Below are 20139 nucleotides of genomic sequence, written 5' to 3' on the forward strand. Positions count from 1 at the left end.
GGACGCAGCGGGAACAACCAGCGGCACGAGGGGACGACGTCCTCCGTGGGCGTGCGTGTCCAGACCCTGCTGACCGAGACTTGCACTCGCACCGGCCTGACTCCTCGCGGAGCGCGGACCGCCTGACTTCCGAAGCGGACCTCCTGAAGGTCCCCCTTCCGAACCCGGCCCCGCGCTCCTCCCGAGCGCGGGGCTTTTTCGTTGCCCCACCTGCCAGTCGCCAACCCCGAGGCCCCGCATGACGCCGCTTCCGATGTGCCGCCCCAGCCACCGAGTCCCGATGTTCCGAGAGGAGGCCGTGTCATGCGCGTGATGAAATTCGGTGGCACCAGTGTCGGAGATGCGGAACGGATGCGCGGCGTGGTGGCGCTGGTGGAGGAGGCGCGCAAGGCCGAGCGGGTGATGGTGGTGGCGTCCGCGGTGTCGGGCATCACGAATCTGTTGGTGGAGGCGGCGAAGGTGGCGCAGGAGGGCGAGTCCGTGCAGGAGGCCTGCGCCCGGTTCGACGACACGCACTCCGCCATCGCGAAGGCGCTGAGCGTGGACCTGAAGCCCGCGCAGACCCGGCCCCTGGCGGAGGGGTTGGTGGCGCTGGGAGTGGAGCTGCGCGGGCTGTTGCAGGGCGTGGGGCTCTTGCGGGAGTGCTCGCCGTCGGTGCTGGCGCACCTGTCGGGGCTGGGGGAGCGGGCGTCGTGCCTGCTGCTCGCGGCGCTGTTGGATGCACGGGGGCTTTCGCCCGTGAGCCTGGACCCGAGGCAGGTGCTGGTGTGTTCGGGAGACCCGCTGCAGGCGACGCCCCGGGTGGAGGAGATCCGCGCGCGGTTCGCGGCGCTGCGTGAGGACGGGCCGGGGCTGATGTTGATGCCGGGCTTCTTTGGAGGGGATGCGCGCGGCAAGACGATGTCACTGGGGCGGGGAGGGTCGGACTACTCGGCGGCGCTGGCGGCGGTGGCGCTGGATGCGCGGCTGTTGGAGATCTGGACGGACGTGGACGGCATCTTCAGCGCGGACCCGCGGCTGGTGCCGGAGGCGTTCGCGCTGGAGGAGGTGAGCTTCGAGGAGGCGATGGAGCTGGCCTACTTCGGCGCGAAGGTGCTGCATCCGAAGACGATTGCGCCCGCGAGGGAGCGAGGCATCCCGGTGCGGGTGTGCAACAGCTTCCGGCCGGAGCATCCGGGCACGCGGGTGACGGCCACGGCGCCGGCTTCGCGGCACCCGGTGCGGGGGTTGTCGTTCCTGCCGGACATCGCGCTCATCAACATCGCGGGCGCGGGGTTGAAGGGTGTGCCGGGCACGGCCGCGCGCGTCTTCGAGGCGATGGCGCTGGCGTCCATCTCCGTGGTGCTGATTACCCAGGGCTCCAGCGAGTCCTCCATCAGCTTCTGCGTGGGGGAGGCGGAGGCCACGCGGGCGGTGCTGGCGCTGGAGGACGAGTTCGAGGTGGAGCGCGAGGCAGGGAAGGTGGACCCCATCGAGCACCAGCCGGGGCTCGCGGTGTTGAGCATCGTGGGAGACGGGATGCGGCACCGGGTGGGCGTGGCGGGGACGTTCTTCAGCGCGCTGGCGGACGTGGATTGCAGCATCGCTGCCATCGCGCAGGGGTCCAGTGAGCGGAGCATCTCCGCGGTGATTTCGCGGGAGGACGGGCCGCGTGCCATGGCACACGTGCACCGCAAGGCCTTTGGCACCACGGAGGTGGTGGAGCTGTTGGTTGCGGGCGTGGGCACGGTGGGCGGGGAGCTGCTGCGGCAGATTCATCAGCAAGCGCCGAAGCTGCGGGCACACGGATTGGATTTGCGGGTGTGTGCCGTTGCGAATAGCAGACACAGCCTGGTGGCGCCGGAGGGCGTGGCGCTGGACGGATGGAAGGCGCGGCTGGACGCAAGTGAGTCTGGTTTCACGCTGGACACGTTCCGAGCGTGGGCGAAGGCGAGGCGGCCGGGCCGGCCCATCTTCGTGGACTGCACGAGCAGCGAGGACGTGGCGTTGGGGTATCCGGCGTTGATGGCGTCCGGGCTGCACGTGGTGACGGCGAACAAGAAGGCCAATGCGGGGCGGCAGGAGCACTGGAAGGCGCTGCGGGAGACGGCGGTGCGGCACCAGCGGAAGTTCCTCTACGAGACGAACGTGGGGGCGGGGCTGCCGGTCATCGACACGTTGAAGAACATGCTGCGCACGGGAGACACGGTGCACCGGGTGGAGGGCATCCTGTCGGGTTCGCTGTCATTCATCCTGGGGCTGACGGAGGCCGGGGTGCCGCTGTCGAAGGCGGTGGGCACGGCGATGGAGAAGGGCTTCACGGAGCCGGATCCGCGAGACGACCTGGAGGGCACGGACGTGGCGCGCAAGGTGCTCATCCTCGCGCGAGAGCTGGGGCGGTCGCTGGAGTTGGAGGAGGTGGCGCTGGCGTCGCTGTTGCCGGAGGAGTTCGACGCGAAGGGGCCGCTGCCGGAGTTCCTGGCGCGGCTGCCTCAGGCGGATGAGATCTTCCAGAGGCGGGTGGACGCGCACCGGAAGGAAGGCAAGGTGCTGCGCTACGTGGGCAGCGTGGGACCGGAGGGCGTGCGCGTGGGCCTGGTGCCGGTGCCACTGGAGCATCCGCTGGCGGCGGTGAAGGGCGGCGAGAACGCGTTGAGCTTCCTGTCGGAGCGGTACAGCCCCACGCCGCTGGTGATTCGGGGGTATGGCGCGGGCGCGGCGGTGACCGCGGCGGGGGTGCTCGCGGATGTGTTGCGATTGGTGGAGGGGCCGTTGCCCTGAGCGCGGGTGTTAGGCTTTTCCGCCATGAGGAAAAGCCTGGCGTTCTGTGCGCTGGTGCTGTGGATGGCGGCGTGCGCGTCCAGCACGCCGCTCCAGCAGCGCTGGGATGAAGCTGAAGCGGAGTGCGGTGACGCCAGTGCGGACGCCTGTGTGACCCTGGTCTGTGGGGACACAGTGTGCGGCTTCTTCCGGTGCGAGGACGTACCGGGGGAGGTGGTGCTGGCGCGGGGATTACCGCCCCGGCCGCCACCCGTGGCCGTGGCTCCCGCTCCGGGAAGCGGGCCCCGGCGCAACTGGGGCGCCAGCATGGGCCTGCCGGGTGATGTGGAACCGGTGATGGTGTTCCCCTGGTACGGGAGCCCCAAGCCCGTGCCTCCTCAGCGGCAGTTGCCGGCGGGCAAGTTCGAGAAGCACCACATCTTCCCGCAGGCCCCGGACCTTGCCCGGTGGTTCAAGGAACGAGGCGTCGACATCCACCAGTACACGATCCCCATTCCCGTGCACGTCCACCGTCGTATTCACAGCAATGGGCCCAGCGGAGGCATGTGGAATGAAGCCTGGCGCGACTTCAAGGAACAGAATCGAGGCGCTTCGCCGCAAGAAATCTTCCGGCACGCCGGGGAACTCATTTATCGCTTCCAGCTTCTGGGCGGACCCATCCAGCAGTACCACTGAACTTCGAGCGAACCCACCAGCACATGTCCCTCTTCTACTGGATGCGCAACGACAAGGTGGCGACAGCGCGCTATAGCGCGGACTTCGACGCAGGACATAAGTGGGGACTGCCGGGTCTCAAGAACTGCCCGGAGTGTGGCGCTACCTGGTCTGAGGCGGGACACGAGTATCCAGCCGTGGATCTTTCGATCATCCCCGAGCATCAGGAGTTTGAAGAGCCTCGACCTGAACCCCTTCACGAGTTCCTGCGTCTTCAAGCCCTGGTGCGTCCACTGGCCCCGTCCCATGCCGAGCTCCCTCCCGGAACGGACTTCGGCCCCCTCGTAGGAAGCGCCTCCGGTCAGTTCGGTCCCTTCACGTGGTTGGGGAATGCGCTGATGATCATCCGCCGCGACGCACTCGATGGTCTCCAGGCCGCGGGCATTCGTGGGCTGCTGGGCTGCAAGACGGAGCTGCGGTTCCGGCAGAAGACGGCTCCGGACATCCTCGAGCTTCAAATCGAACCGCGTGGCCTCCTGCACCGCGACTGCCTTCCTCCCGACCTGGCGCAGCCCTGTCCCACCTGCGGGCGGCAGGCCTTCCGCCGTCCGGACGATCCCATCCTCGACGGTGCTTCGTTGCCCACGGACAGGGACCTGTTCCGCGTCGGCAACTTCAGCACCATGATCATCGGCACGGACCGCTTCAAGGACGCGGTGGAGCAGGGCGGATGGACCGGCATCTCCTTCCGCGAACTGCCCGTGCGTTCCTGAAGCCCTACGCTGCCCTTCGTGAAGACAGTCGCTGGGGAAAGCGCTCTTCGACCCCGGGAAGGAACAGCGACTGACCGGCACGTGCGGCTTCCACGGCCTGACGGAAGTGGAGGTCGCCGTAGCGGTCGAGTACCGAGGGGTCGAAGTACTCAGCTCCGTCTCCATTCCCTTCATTCTCGATGTCAGGTGTCAGGGACTCCCAGCTCCTTGCGGCGCGTAGATCAGGGCCCGTACGCCTCCATCCGCGTAGACACGGGCGCTGTTCGCGAGGAAGACAGCCCGTGCCTGGAGCTCTCCCTTGGCGCTGAGCACCGCGTTGCGGTCTCCGTACCGGCCGTCTGGATGACGTAGGGACCGTCGCCCGTGTCGATGCCTCCAGGGACATCCACGCCTGTGTCGATGCTCCGGAGGATGCAGGGATTGAGTCCGTCAAAAGCACGGAGTTCCGCTTCCCACTGGGAATCGCGAAGGGAGTCGAGGGTCGTTGCGTTGCCCAGGTCTTCAAGTCTGACGTTGGTCACAGGGACGCCGGATATGAGTAGGTTTTTCAGCCATGCGAAAGATGCTGATGATCCTGGCGCTATGGATGGCGGCGTGCGCGTCCAGCACGCCGCTCCAGCAGCGCTGGGATGAAGCCGAGGCGGAGTGCGGTGACGCCAGCGCGGACGCCTGTGTGACCCTGGTCTGTGGGGACACAGTGTGCGGCTTCTTCCGGTGCGAGGACGTACCGGGGGAGGTGGTGCTGGCCCGGGGACTGCCGCCCCGGCCGCCACCCGTGGCCGTGGCCCCTGCGCCAGGAAGCGGGCCCCGGCGCAACTGGGGCGGCAGCATGGGCCTGCCGGGTGATGCGGAACCCGTCATGGTGTTCCCCTGGTACGGGAACCCCAAGCCCGTGCCTCCTCAGCGGCAGCTGCCAGCGGGCAAGTTCGAGAAGCACCACATCTTCCCGCAAGCGCAAGACCTGGCCCGGTGGTTCAAGGAGAAGGGCATCGACATCCACCAGTTCACGATCCCCATTCCCGTGCATGTCCACCGACGCATTCACAGCGATGGGCCCAGCGGGGGCATGTGGAATGAAGCCTGGCGCGAGTTCAAGAACGCGAACGACCTCGCTCCTCCTCTAGAAATCTTCAAGCATGCCGGGGAACTGATCTATCGATTCCAGCTCCTGGGTGGCCCCATCCAGCGGTACAACTGATTCTTCATCCATCCGAGGCCTGACAGTCCATGATCCACTTCTTCTGGCTGCGCGACGACGAGGCAGCCACCTCCCGTTACAGCGGAGACTTCGATGCTGCACACAGGTGGGGACTTCCTGGCCTCAAAGATTGTCCGGGGTGCGGCCTGACGTGGAGCGGATCAGGGCGGCAATACCCCGCCGTGGACCTTTCGCTCATCCCTGAGCATCGGGAATTTGAAGAGCCCCGACCCGAGCCGTTTCACGAGCTCGTCCGTCTCCAAGAATTGGTGCGCCCGCTGATGCCACCCAATGCATCTCTTCCTCCCGGCACAAGCTTCGGTCCGCTCACGGGCACTGCGTCCGGTCAGTTCGGGCCGTTCACCTGGCAGGGGACCTCGCTGATGCTCATCCGCCGCGACGCACTCGATGGCCTCCAGGCCGCGGGCATCCGGGGACTGCTGGGGTGCAAGACGGAGCTGCGGTTCCGACAGAAGACGGCTCCGGACATCCTCGAACTCCAGATCGAACCGCGCGGCCTCCTGCACCGCGACTGCCTTCCTCCCGACCTGGAGCCGCCCTGTCCCACCTGCGGACGACAAGGCTTCCGACGTCCGGACGATCCCATCCTCGACGGTGCTTCGCTGCCCTCGGACAGAGACCTGTTCCGCTTGGACAACTTCAGCACCATGATCATCGGCACGGACCGCTTCAAGGACGCGGTGGAGCAGGGCGGTTGGACCGGCATCTCCTTTCGCGAACTGCCCGTGCGTTCCTGAAGTTCAGACTGTCTTTCGTGAAGACAACCGCTGGGGAAAGCGCTCCTCGACCCCGTGAAGGAACAGCGACTGACCGGCACGTGCGGCTTCCACGGCCTGACGGAAACAGAGATGCCGGATATGAGTAGGTTTTGCCGCCATGCGAAAGATGCTGATGTTCCTGGCGCTGTGGATGGCGGCGTGCGCGTCCAGCACGCCGCTCCAGCAGCGCTGGGATGAAGCCGAGGCGGAGTGTGGTGACGCGAGCAGCGACGCCTGTGTGACCCTGGTCTGTGGGGACACGACCTGCGGCTTCTTCCGGTGCGAGGATGTGCCCGGGGAGGTGGTGCTGGCGCGGGGACTGCCGCCCCGGCCACCACCCGTGGCCGTGGCCCCCGCACCGGGAAGCGGGCCCCGGCGCAACTGGGGCGGCAGCATGGGCCTGCCGGGTGATGCGGAACCCGTCATGGTGTTCCCCTGGTACGGGAACCCCAAGCCCGTGCCTCCTCAACGGCAGCTGCCAGCGGGCAAGTTCGAGAAGCACCACATCTTCCCGCAGGCGCAGGACCTTGCCGCGTGGTTCAAAATCAAGGGCATCAACATCCACCAGTTCACGATCCCCATTCCCGTGCATGTCCACCGGCGTATCCACAGCGATGGTCCCAAGGGAGGTTTGTGGAACAAGGACTGGCGTGAGTTCAGGGATACGAACGGAGGCGCTCCCCCAGAGGAAATCTTCAAGCATGCCGGGGAGCTGATCTATCGATTCCAACTCCTGGGTGGTCCCATCCAGCGGTACAACTGAGCCTTCATCCATCTGAGGCCTGACGGTCCATGCCCCCCTTCTTCTGGCTCCGCGACGACGAAGCAGCCACATCCCGTTACAGCGGAGACTTCGATGCCGCACACAAATGGATCCTGCCCGGCATCAAGGAGTGCCCAGGCTGCGGTGTAACGTGGGGTGGATGGGGAGATCAGTACCCAGCCGTGGACCTTTCGCTCATCCCCGAGCATCGGGAATTTGAAGAGCCTCGACCGGAGCCGTTTCACGAATTCGTCCGTCTCCAGGACTTGGTGCGCCCGCTGATGCCACCCAATGCATCTCTTCCTCCCGGAACAAGCTTCGGTCCGCTCACGGGCACTGCGTCCGGTCAGTTCGGGCCGTTCACCTGGCAGGGGACCTCGCTGATGCTCATCCGCCGCGACGCACTCGACGGTCTCCAGGCCGCGGGCGTTCGTGGGCTGCTGGGCTGCAAGACGGAGCTGCGGTTCCGGCAGAAGGCGGCTCCGGACATCCTCGAACTCCAGATCGAACCGCGCGGCCTCCTGCACCGCGACTGCCTTCCTCCTGACCTGGAGCCGCCCTGTCCCACCTGCGGACGACAAGGCTTCCGACGTCCGGACGACCCCATCCTCGACGGTGCTTCGTTGCCCACGGACAGGGACCTGTTCCGCGTCGGCAACTTCAGCACCATGATCATCGGCACGGACCGCTTCAAGGACGCGGTGGAGCAGGGCGGTTGGGCCGGTATCTCCTTCCGTGAGCTCCCAGTCCGCTGAAACCCTCAGCCCGCGGCGGGGAAGGGCGGTGGCTCCACCACCACCTCCATGGGCAGGTTCTCCTTCTCCGCGATCCACTTCACCCACAGCTTCGGACGCGCGGTCGTGTCGCGGTGCTTGGGCCGCTCCAGCCGGATGGACAGCCAGTTGCGGTCCCGCAGGTACAGCTCCTTGCCCACCGGCAACAGCTCCGTCTGCAGGAACCCTGGCAGGTCCTCTCGGGAATCCTCCGACAACGCCAGCATCCCCTTGAACGAGAGCCATCCCGGCGGCGGATGCACGATGGGCGAGGACGTCACCTGTTCGATGAACACCTCCCCCACCGTTCCCAACGCGGGCACCAGGTGGTCCGGATTGCGTGAACGCACGCGCGCCCTCGCCCCCACGTGCACGTCCCCCGACAACACCGTCACCGCGCAGTAGGACTTCTTCGCCAGCGAGAACAGGTTCATCAACAACCGCGTGCGCTCGCCCCTGTGCACCGAGGACTCCCACTGGTCCAACAGGTCGTCGCGCAGCTCGACGCCACCTCCGGTCATCCGCTCCATCGCCGGACCGAAACGCAAGTGCACCAGCGGCACCGACGACACCACCAACACGTGCCGCGCCTTCTTGCCGTTCTCCGGCCGCTGACGGTGCTCCTCGCGCCACGCGTCGAAGGCGTCCCACTGTGACCGGCTCATCACCGTGAACTCGGTCTGCGGATGCGCGTCCCCGGTGTCCATCACCCGGCTGGTCCGGCCGCTCCTCAGGTCCAGCAACACCACGTCCAGGTCACAGTCCGCCGTGGAGAAACAGAACGTCTGGAGATAGTGCTGCGCGGGCTTCACCACGCCCCGGTCGTCCGGCTCGCGTGCCTTCGCCGGCTGCTCCAGCCAGCCCCGCTGGAAGGCCTCGAATGCTCGCGCCGCCGCGCTGTAGAGCGCCCGGTACCAGGGCGCCTGCTGGAGATCCTCGTGCGAACCCCATCCGTCGAAGATGTCGTGGTCGTCCCACATGAACAGGCCCGGCACCCTCCGCAGCAACGGCGCGATGCCCTGGCTCCCGCCCCACCGCTCCCGGTAGAGCCAGACGTATTCCGCGAACAGCTTCTCCGAGAGTCCGTCCGGCACCGGCAGCTTCAACCGCTCCGACCGGGGCAGCTTCATGAACGCGTTCAACACATCCAGCGTGTTGTGCAGCGAGTCCGCGTAGAGCTGATCCCCACCCCCGATCAGCAGCTGGAAGCCCGGCGTCTTCGCCGGATCCACCGGGTCCCTCTGATGCTGTTGCAGCATCCGATCCCACAGCGCGAAGGGCTGCGCCAGATTGCTCCAATCACTCGCACGGCTGGCGCCGTTGCAGGAGAAGAACGCGATGTTCGGCGACACACCCTTCGCGGGGACGACCACGTCGGACACCACCAGCGGCTCCGGCGGGATGACCTTCGAGGACCACGGCCGGTTGTCTCGCGGCGTCGGACGCTCGAAGGTCACCGGCACGCCGGGCGTGTCTGGTGATTCGAAGTGATAGGACAGACGCTGGGCCACGTCCGTGCGCGGCAGGATGACCTCCCAGCGCCACACCACGCCCCGGGTGTCCTTGGGCAGGGCGGTGAGGTCCGCGGCGGGCTTCGCCTCGTCGAAGACCGCGACCCGCTTGCCCTTCGCATCCCGGAAACACAGCCTCAACGCCGGAGGCTTCTTCGCTGACGTGCTGTCCAGGAACACGTTGACGAAGAAGCTCCACACGTCGTGAGACTTCGGGTCCGGCGTGGCCTGCGCCCGGGCGTACAGGATGGGTCCCAGCAAGAGCTTCATGGGGAAAGCCTTGCATGGACACCCCCTCCCGTCGACGAAGGCGCCAGGCTCACCCCTTCGGCGGAGGCACCGCGAGCGGCTGGTACGTGCCGAAGCTCCAGACGTTCCCCTCGGGGTCCAGCGCGCTGAAGTCTCGCGAGCCGTAGTCCGTGTCGTGCAGCTCCATGACGATGCTCGCGCCCGCCGCCTTCGCCCGCGCGTACAGCGCATCCGGGTCCGTCACCACCACGTAGATGCCCTGGTTCTTCAGGGGCACGTCCTTCGACGCGGCCATCTTCAGCCGGCCGCCCTCCGCGCCGCCGAACATGACCAGGCCGTGGCCCAGCGTCAGCTCGACATGGGCGATGGCGCCGTCAGGCTTGCGGTAGACGACCCGCTCCTCGCAGCCGAAGGCCTGCTTCAGGAAACGCAGGGCCGCTTCGGGGTCGGCGTAGTGGACGAAGGGATACAGGCTGGGCAGGGACATGGTGTGTCTTCCTTTCACCGCGCATCCTGCCCATCCGCTCACGGTTCTTCTTGGACGGATTTTACCTACGCACCGGATTCGAACCCGCCCGCGTCCGGTAGCGCACGCCGCAGGAGGGCGGACGGCGGCCCGCCGGTGAACTGGCGGAAGTCCCGGTTCAGGTGCGCCTGGTCGAAATAGCCCAGCTCCAGCGCGAGCTCCGCCCAGCGCACCGGGCCTCCGGACTTGATCCGCTCCACCGCCCGGTCGAAGCGCAACAGGCGCGCAAGCCTGCGTGGCGGCAGCCCCACCTGTTCATGGAACTGGTGGATGAGGTGCTTGTGGCTGTGGCCCAGCTCGCTCGCCAGCGTGGCGATGTCCACCTGGCCTCCTGTCCTCTGGATGCGCTCCACCGCCCACTTCACCCCCGCATCCACCGCGGGCCCCCGCTCCGCTCGCTGGATCAGGAACGCGTCCGCGAGGGCGAAGCGCGCTGCCCAGTCCCGCGCCTCCGCAAGGGACTCCACCAGCCGCCGTGCCTCGCCGCCCCACAGGTCCTCCAGGCCCGTCACCCGGTGAGCCAGCTCGTGCATGGGCAGACCGAAGAGGCGCCTTGCCCCCAGCGGCGTCAGGTTCACCTGGAGCCCGTGGGACTCGCCGTTGTGCTCGGTGGTGCTCCAGCGCTCATCGAGGCCCGCGACGAAGCCGGAGCGATGCCGCGTCACCCGGCCCGCGTCGTCCAGGTGCTTCAGCAGCGGACCGAACTCCAGGATGAGCACCACCTGCACGCCGGGCAGCTCCTGCCGGCGCATGGGCTGGGGCATGGCCTCGCGAAAGCCGCAGTAGTCCCGGATGAGCGGCGCCAGCGCCGGTGGCGGCGTGGCCAGCGCCATCTCCCAGCCGCCCCGCTCGGACGCGTGGCGCACCACGCGGATGCGATGCATGGCGCGGAAGGCTACTTCGAAACCTTGCGCAGGAAGTCCAGCAGGGCCGAGTGCCACTTCTCCGGCGACTCGAAGTGGGGGATGTGGCCCACGTTCGGGATCTCCACCAGCGTGGCGCCCGGAATGGCCGCGGCGGTCTTCTTCCCCAGCGCCGGGTACTGCCCCAGCTTCGGCAAGAGCGCGGGCGGCACGCTGCCCTTGCCCACCACCGTGCGGTCCTCCTGACCAATCACCACCAGCGTGGGCACCTTCACGAACGGGAACTCGTGCACCACCGGCTGCTCGTAGATCATCGTCTGCGTGGCCGCGGACACCCAGGCCAGGCGCGGGTACTCACCGCTGAGCGTCTGGCGGTAGAGGACCTGGACGTATTCGTCGTACTCGGGCTTCCACTTCACGTAGTAGCCGCGCTGGTACTTGCGCAGCCCCTCCTCCGTGGCCTTCAGGTTCTCCTGGTAGAGGTCCTCGGTGGACTTCCAGGGGACGGACTCGCGGTAGTCCTCCAGGCCGATGGGGTTCTCCAGCACCAGCTGCGTCGTCACCTCCGGGTACATCAGCGCGAAGCGCGTCGCGAGCATGCCGCCCATGCTGTGACCCACCACCACGGCCTGCTTCACGCCCACTTCGTCCAGCACCTGCTTCGTCAGCGACGCCAGCGTGTGGAAGCTGTACGCGATGGCCGGCTTGGACGACTTGCCGAAGCCAATCTGATCCGGCACCACGACCCGGTAGCCCGCGCCGGTGAGGACGCGAATCGTGTCCTTCCAGTACGCGCCGAAGAAGTTCTTGCCGTGCAGCAGCACCACCGTGCGCCCGTTGGCGTTGCCCGTGGGCTTCACGTCCATGTACGCCATGCGCAGGTCCTGGCCCTCCAGCTTCACGGACAGGAACTGCACGGGAGCAGGGTAGGGGTAGCCCTCCATGCCCAGGCCCAGCGCCTCCGGGGCGCGCTTGGACTCCTGCGCGTTCGCGGCGGGCGCGGAGAGCAGCAGGGCGGACAGGAGCAGGGCGGGCACGCGGATGGACGACATGGGGCTCCTTTGCGAACGGGACGCGAGGGAACGGCAGTCTGGCCGGGACATTCCCCCGCGTCGCGGATTTCAGAACGCCCCGCCCTCCCGAAGGTTGATGCCGAACTCCAGGTAGCCCTTGAGGCAGAGCATCATGTGCATCCAGCCACCCGCGTTGTCGTAGGACGCCTTGATGCCCTTCTCATCCGGCTTCCATCCGGACTCGCTGATCTTCACCATCGTGTTGCTTGCGTCCAACGGCACGAAGCGCATCTCCACGCGCGTGTTGTAGCTGTCGTCCGCGGGCCACTCGAAGACGATGCGCTCGTTGGGAATCACCTCGCGCGTGATGACGTCGAACTCGCCCGGCGCCTCCGCGAAGCTCCACTTCACCGTCGCGCCCGCCGCCAGCGGACCGCTGCTCGTCTTCACGAAGTAGCCGCTCAGCTTCGCGGGGTTCACCACCGCCTCGAACACCTGCGCCACCGGCTTGCGGATCTTCAACTGCACCTGGAACTTCGGCTCCATGTGGCACCCCTGGTCGTGAACTGGTCCTGCCCGCAAATAGGTTATAGAAATATAACATGTCAAGGAGCGACCAGGACGACGTCCTCTTCAAGGCGCTGGCGGACTCGCGCCGGCGGGCCATCCTGGACCTGTTGAAGGACGCGCCCCGGACGACCGGGGAGCTGTGCGAGCACTTCGAGAAGACCCTGGACCGCTGCACCGTGATGCAGCACCTGAAGGTCCTGGAGAAGGCGGAGCTGGTGCTGTCCCACAAGGAGGGGCGCACGCGGTGGAACCACCTCAACGCGGCGCCCATCCAGGACATCCACGCGCGGTGGATCAGCTCCTACGCCACCCACGCGGTGAAGCTGCTGACGAAGCTGAAGCGGGACCTGGAGGAGGACTGACGGCGGGCCCGGGCTACTTCACGGTGGAGCCACCACCTCCGCCTCCGTCGCGGAAGAAGCGCTCCATCATCTTCTGGTGGTGCAGGTTCTTGCTCCCGGCCCCCGCCTTGTTCTTGCCGGGCGCGTAGCGGTGGATGGCCCACAGGTTGGCCACCCGGATGTTCACGTTGTCGGGCGGCGGGATGTATTGGCCGTCCACCCGGTAGACGAACTCGTAGCGCGTCCCATTCAGCACCACGTGCTCGTACCGGTGGTTGTTGGCCACGTTCGTCGGCGCGGCCCCGGTGTTGAAGGCATTCAGCAGGGCCAGGATGCAGAGCTGGTACTCGTTATAGGAGTCCAGGTGCTTGATGCAGCGGTTCTCCTGGGCATTGGTGACCTGGACCAGGAGGAACCGGATGTTGTTGTCCTGAGCGACGTTGCTCCAGGAGTCCAGGAGGAAGTCCCCCACGGCCACGGCGTTGGGGACGGGGAAGTGCGGGTTGACTGGCGGCATGGACGGCTCCTCGTGAAGGGGAAAGGCGGATGGACGCTCAATCCTTGCGGCCGGCGCGGTCCTGCGAGCGGTTCCTGGACAGCTGCTGGGTGCGGTTGGAGTTCCAATACCAGACGACCTTCACCTGATCCGCGTCGTTCACCATCCAGTCGATGTTGTCGTTGTCCAGGTAGAACGCCTTGCGGCCTTCCAGATGGGGCATCCCTTTGTGTTTCGCGAATTCGGCGGTGGCCACGCTCACGGAGCGCGTATAGGCAGCCACCTCCGTGGCCAGCCGGCAGGGCTTCCACAGGTAATTATGGAAGTCCTTGGCGAAGTTGACGGACTCGGTATCCACCTTCTCTCCCGCCTTGCAGGACACCAGGGTGACGCGCAGGGCAGCCTTGGCGCCCCAGGTATGGACGACCGCGTAGGCGAGGTTGAAGGCATTCACGCCCTGGACGGTGGTGCCCTGCCCGTGACCGACGAGGTACAGGCGGCTCTTGTTCGTCAGCGCTCCGAACTTCTGATTGAGCTCCTGCGAGATGCTGCCTGCCTGGGGGTCCAGCTCGATGATGTCCGAAGGCAGGCCCTTGCTTTGGGCCTTGTTGTGGAGCGCCGTTCCCGCGTCGTCCACCGGCTTGTAGTTGCTCGTATTGGTGAACTTCACCACGAGCTGCCGGTCGTAGCGGCTCACCGGCGCAAGCACCTGCTGCGTCGGCTGTTGCTGCGGGGGCGTGAAGCCGAAGGGCTGCTGCACCTGGGGTGTATCCGGCACACGCGACACCAGGAGATACGTCGAATCATGTGGAGCGGAGACGCCACATCCCGAGCACCACTTGTCCCCGGAGGGATAGGGCGACTCGGTGATTTCATTGAAATAGGAGAGGCAGCTGGGGCACTGGAAGTCGTGCAGGTACATGGCTTCCGGCCAGTCTAAACGCAGACGGCCCGGCCGGACGACGACCCCATGGGTCAGTGCGCGCTGTCGGAGAACGGCTGCACTTCGGCCAGGGCCAGGGGCTCGTTCTCGAAGCGCGCGGGCTTGAGCAGGCGCGTGGTGAGCACCAGCGCGAGGAAGATGGCGCTGGATCCGATGGTCACGAAGCGCAGGTTCATGCGGTCCGCCAGCGCGCCCTGGAACCAGACGCCCAGCGAATAACCCGCGCCCAGCACCATGCTGTAGAGGCTGCCCATGCGCGCCTGCAGCTCACGCGGCACGCGGCCCTGGCAGGACGCACTCAGGCTGCTCATCAGGATGAGGTAGTTGGCGCCGAGGAAGAAGATGCACACCGCCGCCACCTGGAGCGTGGGCGCCAGCCAGTACACGCCCGACAGCACCGCGATGGTCGTCGCCGAGTAGCCGCGCAGCTTGCGCTGCCCGAAGAGCTCCGCGAGCGTGCCCACGCACAGGGCCGCCGTCACCGCGCCCGCGCCCTGGCACGTCACCAACAGCGACGTGGCCGCCGCGCCCTGGCCCAGCTCGCGGATGGCGAACACCGGCACCAGGCCGATGAAGGGCGCCACCAGCGCGGCCACGAAGAAGGTGGCCACCAGCACCAGCGAGATGTCCTCGTCGTCACGCGCCACGGTGATGCCGCGCCGGATGCCATCCCAGAGCGGCTCACGCTTCGCGGCCGGGTCCCGCGCGGGCGGCACCACGCGCCACAGCGCCACCAGCACCGCGAAGAAGGACAGCGTGTTCGCGAGCAGCGCCCACGCGGGCCCGCCCGCCTGCAACACCACCGCGGCCAGCGTGGGCCCCAGGATGCGGCCCAGGTTGAACTGCGCGGAGTTGAGGCTGGTGGACAGGTGCAGGTCTTCCGGCGGCACCAGCTCCGCCAGCAGCGCGGAGAAGGCCGGATAGGTGAGCGTGCTCACGCACCCGTTGAGGAACGAGATGACACCGATGACGGACACCGACAGCTGCCCGCGGAACGCCAGCACCGTCAGCACGGCCGCGAGCACCGCCTGCAGCAGCGAGCCCAGCGCCGCGTACGCGCGCCGGTCGAAGCGGTCCGCCAGCGCGCCACCCACCGGCGCCAGCACCACCGCGGGCAGGAACGACAGCGCGACGATGGCGCCCGTCCACTCCGCGCGGCCGGTGGTCTGCGTGACGTACACGCCCATCGCCACCGTCTCCATCCAGGTGCCGATGTTGGAGATGAGCGCGCCCACCCACACCGCGAAATAGCCGGGGTAGTCGAACGGGCGCAGCGAAGTCAGTCGTGGGAGTCGATGGGCAGGCACGTCGATGGCTGTCTTAGCGCACGCCGCCCACGCATGCCTTGCACGGCGCGGCACGCTTGGAGGCGCAATGAAGCGCACGGCAGCCCAGGCAGCAGCCCGGCTTCAACAAGCGCGCATTCCCTGACGGTGATGCGCGATGCGTGACACACAAAACACCCACGGAGGTGCTGCTTCCGTGGGTGCGGGTGTGGCGTTGTCGTGAAGGCTCGGCGTCAAGGCGCGGTGCTGGAGGCCGTGACGGGCGACTTGCGCGGAGAGAGGCGGCCGTCGTCCGCGATGCGGGCGCCCGTGTCCGGGAAGTCCTCGGTGGTGAGCTTGCGCACCAGCGAGACGACGTTGGCGGCCGGGTCCGGCTGGGTGATGCCTTCACCGACCTGCTTGGTGGGGAGGATGCGGCCGTTGGAGAAGCCGCCACGGCTGTCCAGCTCCACCTCCAGGATCATGCCCAGGCCCTGCGGACCCTTGAGGTTGAAGCGGCCGTAGGTGGCGAAGTTGCCCATGGAGTAGGCGATGAGGCGGCCCTGGTAGAACTCCATGGCGCGCGCGACGTGCGGGCCGTGGCCGAGCACCAGGTGCGCGCCCGCGTCCACCACCGCGTGGGTGAAGACGCGCAGGTCGCCGCGGTCCTCGCCGAAGAACATCTCCCTGCCGGCCGGGACGTGCAGGGCCTTGCCGCCCTCCGCGCCGCCGTGGAAGGAGACGATGACGATGTCGTGCGTGGCGGCGGTCTGCTTCACCAGCGCGGTGGCGGTGGGCAGGTTGTTGAGGTGGTTGCAGCCCGCGGACGTGTGGAAGGCCACGAGTCCAATCTTCAGCCCGTTGCGCTCCACGGTGGCCACGCTGCCCGGCGGACCGCTCCAGGCGATGCCCAGCGCGTCCAGGGTGGACTCGGTGGCGCGGCGGCACTCCTCGCCGAAGTCGCCGGAGTGGTTGTTCGCGGTGGAGACCACGTCCACGCCGGCCTGCTTCAGGTAGTCGCCGAAGGACGTGGGGGAGCGGAACGCGTAGCAGTTCGCGGGCGAGCGGCACTTGGTGGTGCGGCCGGTGTCGCAGAGCGGCCCTTCCAGGTTCACGAAGGTGAGGTCGGCGTCCTCCAGCAGGGGACGCACGGCCGCGATGACGCTGCCGCCGCCCTCGGGCGGCAGGTAGCCCTCTGGCACGGTGGTGCCGAGCATCAGGTCACCGGCGGCGCGGATGCGCAGCTTCGCGCCCGGGGGCGGGGGAGGGCGGGGCGTGCTGTCCACGGGCTGCGCGAGCTTCGCCTGGAGCGCGGCCTGGTTGCGGGCCTGCGTGAGCGCGCCCTCCAGGTCCGGCTGGTTGGGATTGAGCGCGCGCACCTGCGTCCACTGCGTGAGGGAGTCCGCCCAGCGGCCCTCGACGGAGTAGGCCCAGCCGAGCTCCCAGCGGCAGTCGGCGCGGGACGGCGCGGCCTGCACGCACGCGGACAGCTCCGCGATGGCGGTGCGTGAGTCCTTGGACTGGAGGGCGGCGACACCCCGGACGTAGTGCTCGTCCGGGTTGCCCACGGTGGCGAGGCCGGACGCGCCGGCCTTGCCGTGCATCACGAGGCCCGCGGCGCGCAGGGCACCGATGCTGGCCTCCACGGCGATGCGGCCTGCTTCGGAGAGGGATTCTGTCTGGCTTTGCGCGGCGCCCGTGGCCGGCACCGTGTTCGCCCCGGGAGGCGACGACGGAATGGACTCGGCGAGGCCCGCGGGCATCCGCACCGTTACAGGCGTGCCGGAGTCACTGGAGGCCGTGCCGTCCGCGAAGGTCACACCGGCGGACGCGCCCTGCGACGCGAAGCTCGCGGTCTTCACGACGCCCGCGGTGCTCGCGACAGTGGAGGGGTTCCGCGTGGCGGCCGTCACGGACGCGAGGCCCGCCGCATCCAGCTGCCGCGTCACCCGCGAGCTCCCCATCGCCCCTCGCACGGAGGCCATGCCCGCGGCTTCCAGCCGTCCGGCGCCCGCATCCCGGATGACGGAGCGCACGGAGGCCATGCCCGCGGCGGTGAGGCGCGCGGTGCTGGAGGACTCGGCTGTGGAGAAGTTGGGGACAGACGCGGCGGGCGCGGCGAGCGCCAGCATCAGCAGGACGGACGGGGGGGCCATGGCCCGCGCATCTTACGGGATGAAGCGGGGGCAGGGGCGCTACCCACGGGCCCGGTTCAGTAGCAGCCGGGCAGGCGACACCCCCACACCCCTTGAAGGCCCTGGCTACCCGAGCGCGTCGAGCAGCACCGAGCCCCGGCGCTGACGCGGCAGCAGCCGGAAGTGCCTCAGCTCCCGGCGCTTCACCCGCCGCTCCAGCGCGCTGTGCAGGGACAGCCGTCCGGGCCCGCGCATCAGCGTCCCGAGCGCGATGGCGATGAGCGCCACGTTGAACTCGTAGCCGCCCTTGGTGATGTCGAAGCCGTTCTTCCTGTGCACCTTCGCGATGGCCATCGCCTGCGTGACGATGACCGACACCGCCGTGAAGCGCGTCGCGATGCCCAGGATGGAGCTCACCCCGGCCACCAGCTCCGTGATGCCCGTGGCCAGCAGCCACGGCTTGCCGGGCTTGATGCCCAGCTGCTCGAACATGCCCGCTTGCTCCTCGAGGCCTTCCTTCTTCAGCTTCGCCAGGCCGTGATGAATCATCGTCGCGCCCAGCGACAGGCGCGGAGGCAGCAGCGCGGCCGACTTCAGCAGCGATGGTTGTTCGTTGAGCATCGTCACGTTCATGGGGCTCTCCTCATCGGGACGCGGACGTCCGGTAGGTGAAGTGCCCCTTACGTTGTGACGCATCCGCCCATCCGGCCCCGACGCTCGCAGGGACCCACGCCCGGCGGCCGTACACTCAACCCCCGTTCCGCTCCGCCAGCGGCACGTCCATCAGCGCCGCCACCTCCGCGCTGTAGCCGCCGGGTCCCTCGCCATGAACGATGAGCGGCGCACGCACCGACAGGCCCCGGTCCTGGTCCCTCAGCGCCTGCACCAGGAAGCGCGTGGCGGGCGCGTCCACCCGCGCATGCACGGAGCGCAGCACCCGGGGGAACAACCGCGCGCTCGCGAGCACCCCCAGCACCTCCGCCAGCCGCGCCGCCGGGTACACCAGGCTCACGCCACCACCGGGCCGCAGGGCATGCCGCGCCGCCGCGACCACGGACGGCGCATCACACGCAACCTCCGACTTGGACACGGCCCGCTCCGCGTCCGGGCTCATCACGCCCGCCTCGGCCCGGCGGAACGGCGGGTTGGACACCACCTGGCCGTAGGCCCCGGAACTGAACAACGACCGTGCCTGCCGCAGGTCCCCGAGCACCGGCCGCACCCGGCCCTCGCATCCGTTGAGCGCCACCGCGCGCGTCAGCCGTTCGTGCACCGCGGGCTGGAGCTCCAGCGCATCCACCGGGCCCGCGAAGCCGAACTGCTTCACCAAGAGCAGCGACACCACGCCGCTGCCCGCGCCCAGCTCCAGCACGGGCCCGGGCAGGTCGTGCCCTTCCGTGGCAGCGAAGTGCGCCAGCAGCACCGCGTCCAACGTGAAGCGGTAGCCCGTGCGGCGCTGGAACACGCGCACGTCCGCGGTGCCAATGGAGTCCAGCGTCTCGCCGTCCTCCAGACTGACGGGGCCCACGGTCAGCGCGCGCCGTGCATCCGCTCGGCCACGTCCAGCACGCGCGCCTCGCAGGAGACGCCGTCCAGGTGGCTGGCCTCCACCAGGCCCGTGGGGCTGGTGACGTTCACCTCCGTGAGGTAGTCGCCCAGCACGTCGATTCCCACCAGCGTCAGCCCCTTCTCCTGGAGCGACGGCTTGAGGCGCTTGCAGATGAGCAGGTCGCGCTCGGTGATGTCCGCCTTCATCGGCGTGCCGCCCGCGGCCATGTTGCCCCGGTGGTCCGCGTCCGACGGCACGCGCAGCACCGCGCCCACCGGGTCTCCGTCCACCAGGATGATGCGCTTGTCGCCCAGGCGGCTCTCCGGCACGTACGCCTGCGCGAGGATGGGTTCCTTCCCGCCCTGCGTGAGCAGCTCCACCATGGATCGCGCGTTGCGGTCCCCCGGCGCGAGGAACAGGATGCCCTTGCCCCCGAACCCGTCGATGGGCTTCAGGATGGTGCCCTGCGAGTTCTTCGCCGCGAACTCCAGCACCACGGACAGCTCGCGCGTCACGCGCGTCTCCGGCATCAGGTCCGGGAAGTTCAGCGTGAAGAGCTTCTCGTTCGCGTCGCGGATGCCGGACGGGTTGTTGATGAAAATGGGCGAACGGTCCGGACACAGCTCCACCAGCTGCGTGGCGTGCAGATAGTCCGCGTCCACCGGCGGGTCCTTGCGCAGGAAGAGCACGTCCAGCTTCGACAGGGGCCGCACGTCCTCGCTCAGCACGTCGAAGTGGTGCCCCACCTCACGCCGCACCCGGACCCGGCGCATGCGCGCCTCCGAGCACCGGCCGTTGAAGCGCAGCCAGCCCTGTTCGAAGTAGTAGACGTCGTGCCCCCGCCGCTGTGCCTCCAGCATCAGCGAGAACGTCGTGTCGTGGTCCACCCGCACGCTCTCGAGCGGGTCCATCAGGAAGCCAAGGGAGAGGGCCATGAGGGGCGGAAGATAGCGGACGCCCTCCGCCCGTGCTGCTCCT

Annotated in this window: 20 protein-coding genes; 8 read left to right on the forward strand and 12 right to left on the reverse strand. The window is 68.1% G+C overall.

The genetic code is table 11. The features are described 5' to 3' along the window. The first annotated feature begins 303 nt into the window (after positions 1-303). The 7 genes from thrA (at position 304) to D7X30_RS20820 (ending at position 7682) form a co-directional block, all read left to right on the forward strand. Positions 304-2760, forward strand: a complete 2457-nt coding sequence (gene thrA / locus D7X30_RS20790; protein ID WP_120564676.1) for a bifunctional aspartate kinase/homoserine dehydrogenase I — start codon at positions 304-306, stop codon at positions 2758-2760. A gap of 24 nt (positions 2761-2784) precedes the next feature. Next, complete coding sequence (locus D7X30_RS20795; protein ID WP_120564677.1) at positions 2785-3435, forward strand: TIGR02269 family lipoprotein; 651 nt, start codon at positions 2785-2787, stop codon at positions 3433-3435. A 23-nt stretch (positions 3436-3458) separates the two neighbouring features. Continuing rightward, positions 3459-4187 (forward strand): double-CXXCG motif protein, encoded by a 729-nt coding sequence (locus D7X30_RS20800; RefSeq protein ID WP_120564678.1) that lies wholly within the window; start codon positions 3459-3461, stop codon positions 4185-4187. Positions 4188-4740: 553 nt separating this feature from the next. Next, complete coding sequence (locus tag D7X30_RS20805) at positions 4741-5385, forward strand: TIGR02269 family lipoprotein (protein ID WP_120564679.1); 645 nt, start codon at positions 4741-4743, stop codon at positions 5383-5385. Between the two features lie 29 nt (positions 5386-5414). Further along, on the forward strand, positions 5415-6143 hold the full coding sequence (locus D7X30_RS20810) for a double-CXXCG motif protein (protein ID WP_120564680.1): 729 nt from the start codon (positions 5415-5417) through the stop codon (positions 6141-6143). A 139-nt stretch (positions 6144-6282) separates the two neighbouring features. Then, positions 6283-6927, forward strand: coding sequence for a TIGR02269 family lipoprotein (locus D7X30_RS20815; protein WP_120564681.1), 645 nt, complete (start codon positions 6283-6285; stop codon positions 6925-6927). A gap of 29 nt (positions 6928-6956) precedes the next feature. Then, positions 6957-7682: a double-CXXCG motif protein gene (locus D7X30_RS20820; RefSeq protein ID WP_120564682.1), complete on the forward strand. Its 726-nt coding sequence runs from the start codon at positions 6957-6959 to the stop codon at positions 7680-7682. 5 nt (positions 7683-7687) lie between these two features. On the opposite strand, the gene D7X30_RS20825 is transcribed toward D7X30_RS20820, so the two are convergent. The 5 genes from D7X30_RS20825 to D7X30_RS20845 form a co-directional block, all read right to left on the reverse strand. Next, positions 7688-9481, reverse strand: a complete 1794-nt coding sequence (locus D7X30_RS20825) for an alkaline phosphatase D family protein (protein WP_120564683.1) — start codon at positions 9479-9481, stop codon at positions 7688-7690. Positions 9482-9530: 49 nt separating this feature from the next. Next, positions 9531-9947, reverse strand: a complete 417-nt coding sequence (locus D7X30_RS20830) for a VOC family protein (protein WP_120564684.1) — start codon at positions 9945-9947, stop codon at positions 9531-9533. Positions 9948-10012: 65 nt separating this feature from the next. Next, on the reverse strand, positions 10013-10870 hold the full coding sequence (locus tag D7X30_RS20835; RefSeq protein ID WP_120564685.1) for a helix-turn-helix domain-containing protein: 858 nt from the start codon (positions 10868-10870) through the stop codon (positions 10013-10015). A gap of 11 nt (positions 10871-10881) precedes the next feature. Further along, complete coding sequence (locus tag D7X30_RS20840; protein ID WP_120564686.1) at positions 10882-11901, reverse strand: alpha/beta fold hydrolase; 1020 nt, start codon at positions 11899-11901, stop codon at positions 10882-10884. A 69-nt stretch (positions 11902-11970) separates the two neighbouring features. Beyond that, the gene (locus tag D7X30_RS20845; protein WP_120564687.1) at positions 11971-12408 is read right to left on the reverse strand and encodes an SRPBCC domain-containing protein; all 438 of its coding nucleotides are present in this window, start codon (positions 12406-12408) and stop codon (positions 11971-11973) included. A gap of 56 nt (positions 12409-12464) precedes the next feature. On the opposite strand from D7X30_RS20845, the gene D7X30_RS20850 reads away from it, so the two are divergent. Next, positions 12465-12794, forward strand: coding sequence for a metalloregulator ArsR/SmtB family transcription factor (locus D7X30_RS20850; RefSeq protein ID WP_120564688.1), 330 nt, complete (start codon positions 12465-12467; stop codon positions 12792-12794). Positions 12795-12807: 13 nt separating this feature from the next. Here the strand turns inward: D7X30_RS20850 and D7X30_RS20855 are convergent, their stop codons facing one another. The 7 genes from D7X30_RS20855 to gshB all read right to left on the reverse strand — a co-directional run bounded on the left by D7X30_RS20855 (position 12808) and on the right by gshB (position 20096). Then, positions 12808-13290, reverse strand: a complete 483-nt coding sequence (locus tag D7X30_RS20855; RefSeq protein ID WP_120564689.1) for a hypothetical protein — start codon at positions 13288-13290, stop codon at positions 12808-12810. Between the two features lie 37 nt (positions 13291-13327). Next, positions 13328-14191 (reverse strand): C80 family cysteine peptidase, encoded by an 864-nt coding sequence (locus D7X30_RS20860; RefSeq protein ID WP_120564690.1) that lies wholly within the window; start codon positions 14189-14191, stop codon positions 13328-13330. Between the two features lie 53 nt (positions 14192-14244). Continuing rightward, positions 14245-15519: an MFS transporter gene (locus D7X30_RS20865; RefSeq protein WP_120564691.1), complete on the reverse strand. Its 1275-nt coding sequence runs from the start codon at positions 15517-15519 to the stop codon at positions 14245-14247. 212 nt (positions 15520-15731) lie between these two features. Then, positions 15732-17633, reverse strand: a complete 1902-nt coding sequence (locus tag D7X30_RS20870; protein WP_120564692.1) for a CapA family protein — start codon at positions 17631-17633, stop codon at positions 15732-15734. Between the two features lie 105 nt (positions 17634-17738). Continuing rightward, positions 17739-18245 carry a DoxX family protein gene (locus D7X30_RS20875; RefSeq protein ID WP_120564693.1) on the reverse strand — a complete coding sequence of 169 codons (507 nt, stop codon included), beginning with the start codon at positions 18243-18245 and terminating at the stop codon, positions 17739-17741. Between the two features lie 115 nt (positions 18246-18360). Then, a complete protein-coding gene (locus D7X30_RS20880) occupies positions 18361-19140 on the reverse strand; it encodes a tRNA1(Val) (adenine(37)-N6)-methyltransferase (protein ID WP_120564694.1) in 780 nt (259 codons plus the stop codon). Between the two features lie 2 nt (positions 19141-19142). Beyond that, positions 19143-20096 (reverse strand): glutathione synthase, encoded by a 954-nt coding sequence (gene gshB, locus D7X30_RS20885; protein ID WP_120564695.1) that lies wholly within the window; start codon positions 20094-20096, stop codon positions 19143-19145. Positions 20097-20139: the final 43 nt, after the last annotated feature.

Source organism: Corallococcus sp. AB011P (assembly GCF_003611605.1).
Classification (GTDB): Bacteria; Myxococcota; Myxococcia; order Myxococcales; family Myxococcaceae; genus Corallococcus; species Corallococcus coralloides.

Coding starts and splice junctions, on each gene's coding strand:
- D7X30_RS20795 (WP_120564677.1), top strand. CDS start 2,785: ATGAGGAAAAGCCTGGCGTTCTGTGCGCTGGTGCTGTGGATGGCGGCG.
- D7X30_RS20830 (WP_120564684.1), bottom strand. CDS start 9,947: ATGTCCCTGCCCAGCCTGTATCCCTTCGTCCACTACGCCGACCCCGAA.
- D7X30_RS20870 (WP_120564692.1), bottom strand. CDS start 17,633: ATGGCCCCCCCGTCCGTCCTGCTGATGCTGGCGCTCGCCGCGCCCGCC.
- D7X30_RS20835 (WP_120564685.1), bottom strand. CDS start 10,870: ATGCATCGCATCCGCGTGGTGCGCCACGCGTCCGAGCGGGGCGGCTGG.
- D7X30_RS20805 (WP_120564679.1), top strand. CDS start 4,741: ATGCGAAAGATGCTGATGATCCTGGCGCTATGGATGGCGGCGTGCGCG.
- D7X30_RS20840 (WP_120564686.1), bottom strand. CDS start 11,901: ATGTCGTCCATCCGCGTGCCCGCCCTGCTCCTGTCCGCCCTGCTGCTC.
- D7X30_RS20845 (WP_120564687.1), bottom strand. CDS start 12,408: ATGGAGCCGAAGTTCCAGGTGCAGTTGAAGATCCGCAAGCCGGTGGCG.
- gshB (WP_120564695.1), bottom strand. CDS start 20,096: ATGGCCCTCTCCCTTGGCTTCCTGATGGACCCGCTCGAGAGCGTGCGG.
- D7X30_RS20825 (WP_120564683.1), bottom strand. CDS start 9,481: ATGAAGCTCTTGCTGGGACCCATCCTGTACGCCCGGGCGCAGGCCACG.
- D7X30_RS20855 (WP_120564689.1), bottom strand. CDS start 13,290: ATGCCGCCAGTCAACCCGCACTTCCCCGTCCCCAACGCCGTGGCCGTG.
- D7X30_RS20875 (WP_120564693.1), bottom strand. CDS start 18,245: ATGAACGTGACGATGCTCAACGAACAACCATCGCTGCTGAAGTCGGCC.
- D7X30_RS20850 (WP_120564688.1), top strand. CDS start 12,465: ATGTCAAGGAGCGACCAGGACGACGTCCTCTTCAAGGCGCTGGCGGAC.
- D7X30_RS20820 (WP_120564682.1), top strand. CDS start 6,957: ATGCCCCCCTTCTTCTGGCTCCGCGACGACGAAGCAGCCACATCCCGT.
- D7X30_RS20810 (WP_120564680.1), top strand. CDS start 5,415: ATGATCCACTTCTTCTGGCTGCGCGACGACGAGGCAGCCACCTCCCGT.
- D7X30_RS20815 (WP_120564681.1), top strand. CDS start 6,283: ATGCGAAAGATGCTGATGTTCCTGGCGCTGTGGATGGCGGCGTGCGCG.
- D7X30_RS20860 (WP_120564690.1), bottom strand. CDS start 14,191: ATGTACCTGCACGACTTCCAGTGCCCCAGCTGCCTCTCCTATTTCAAT.
- D7X30_RS20800 (WP_120564678.1), top strand. CDS start 3,459: ATGTCCCTCTTCTACTGGATGCGCAACGACAAGGTGGCGACAGCGCGC.
- thrA (WP_120564676.1), top strand. CDS start 304: ATGCGCGTGATGAAATTCGGTGGCACCAGTGTCGGAGATGCGGAACGG.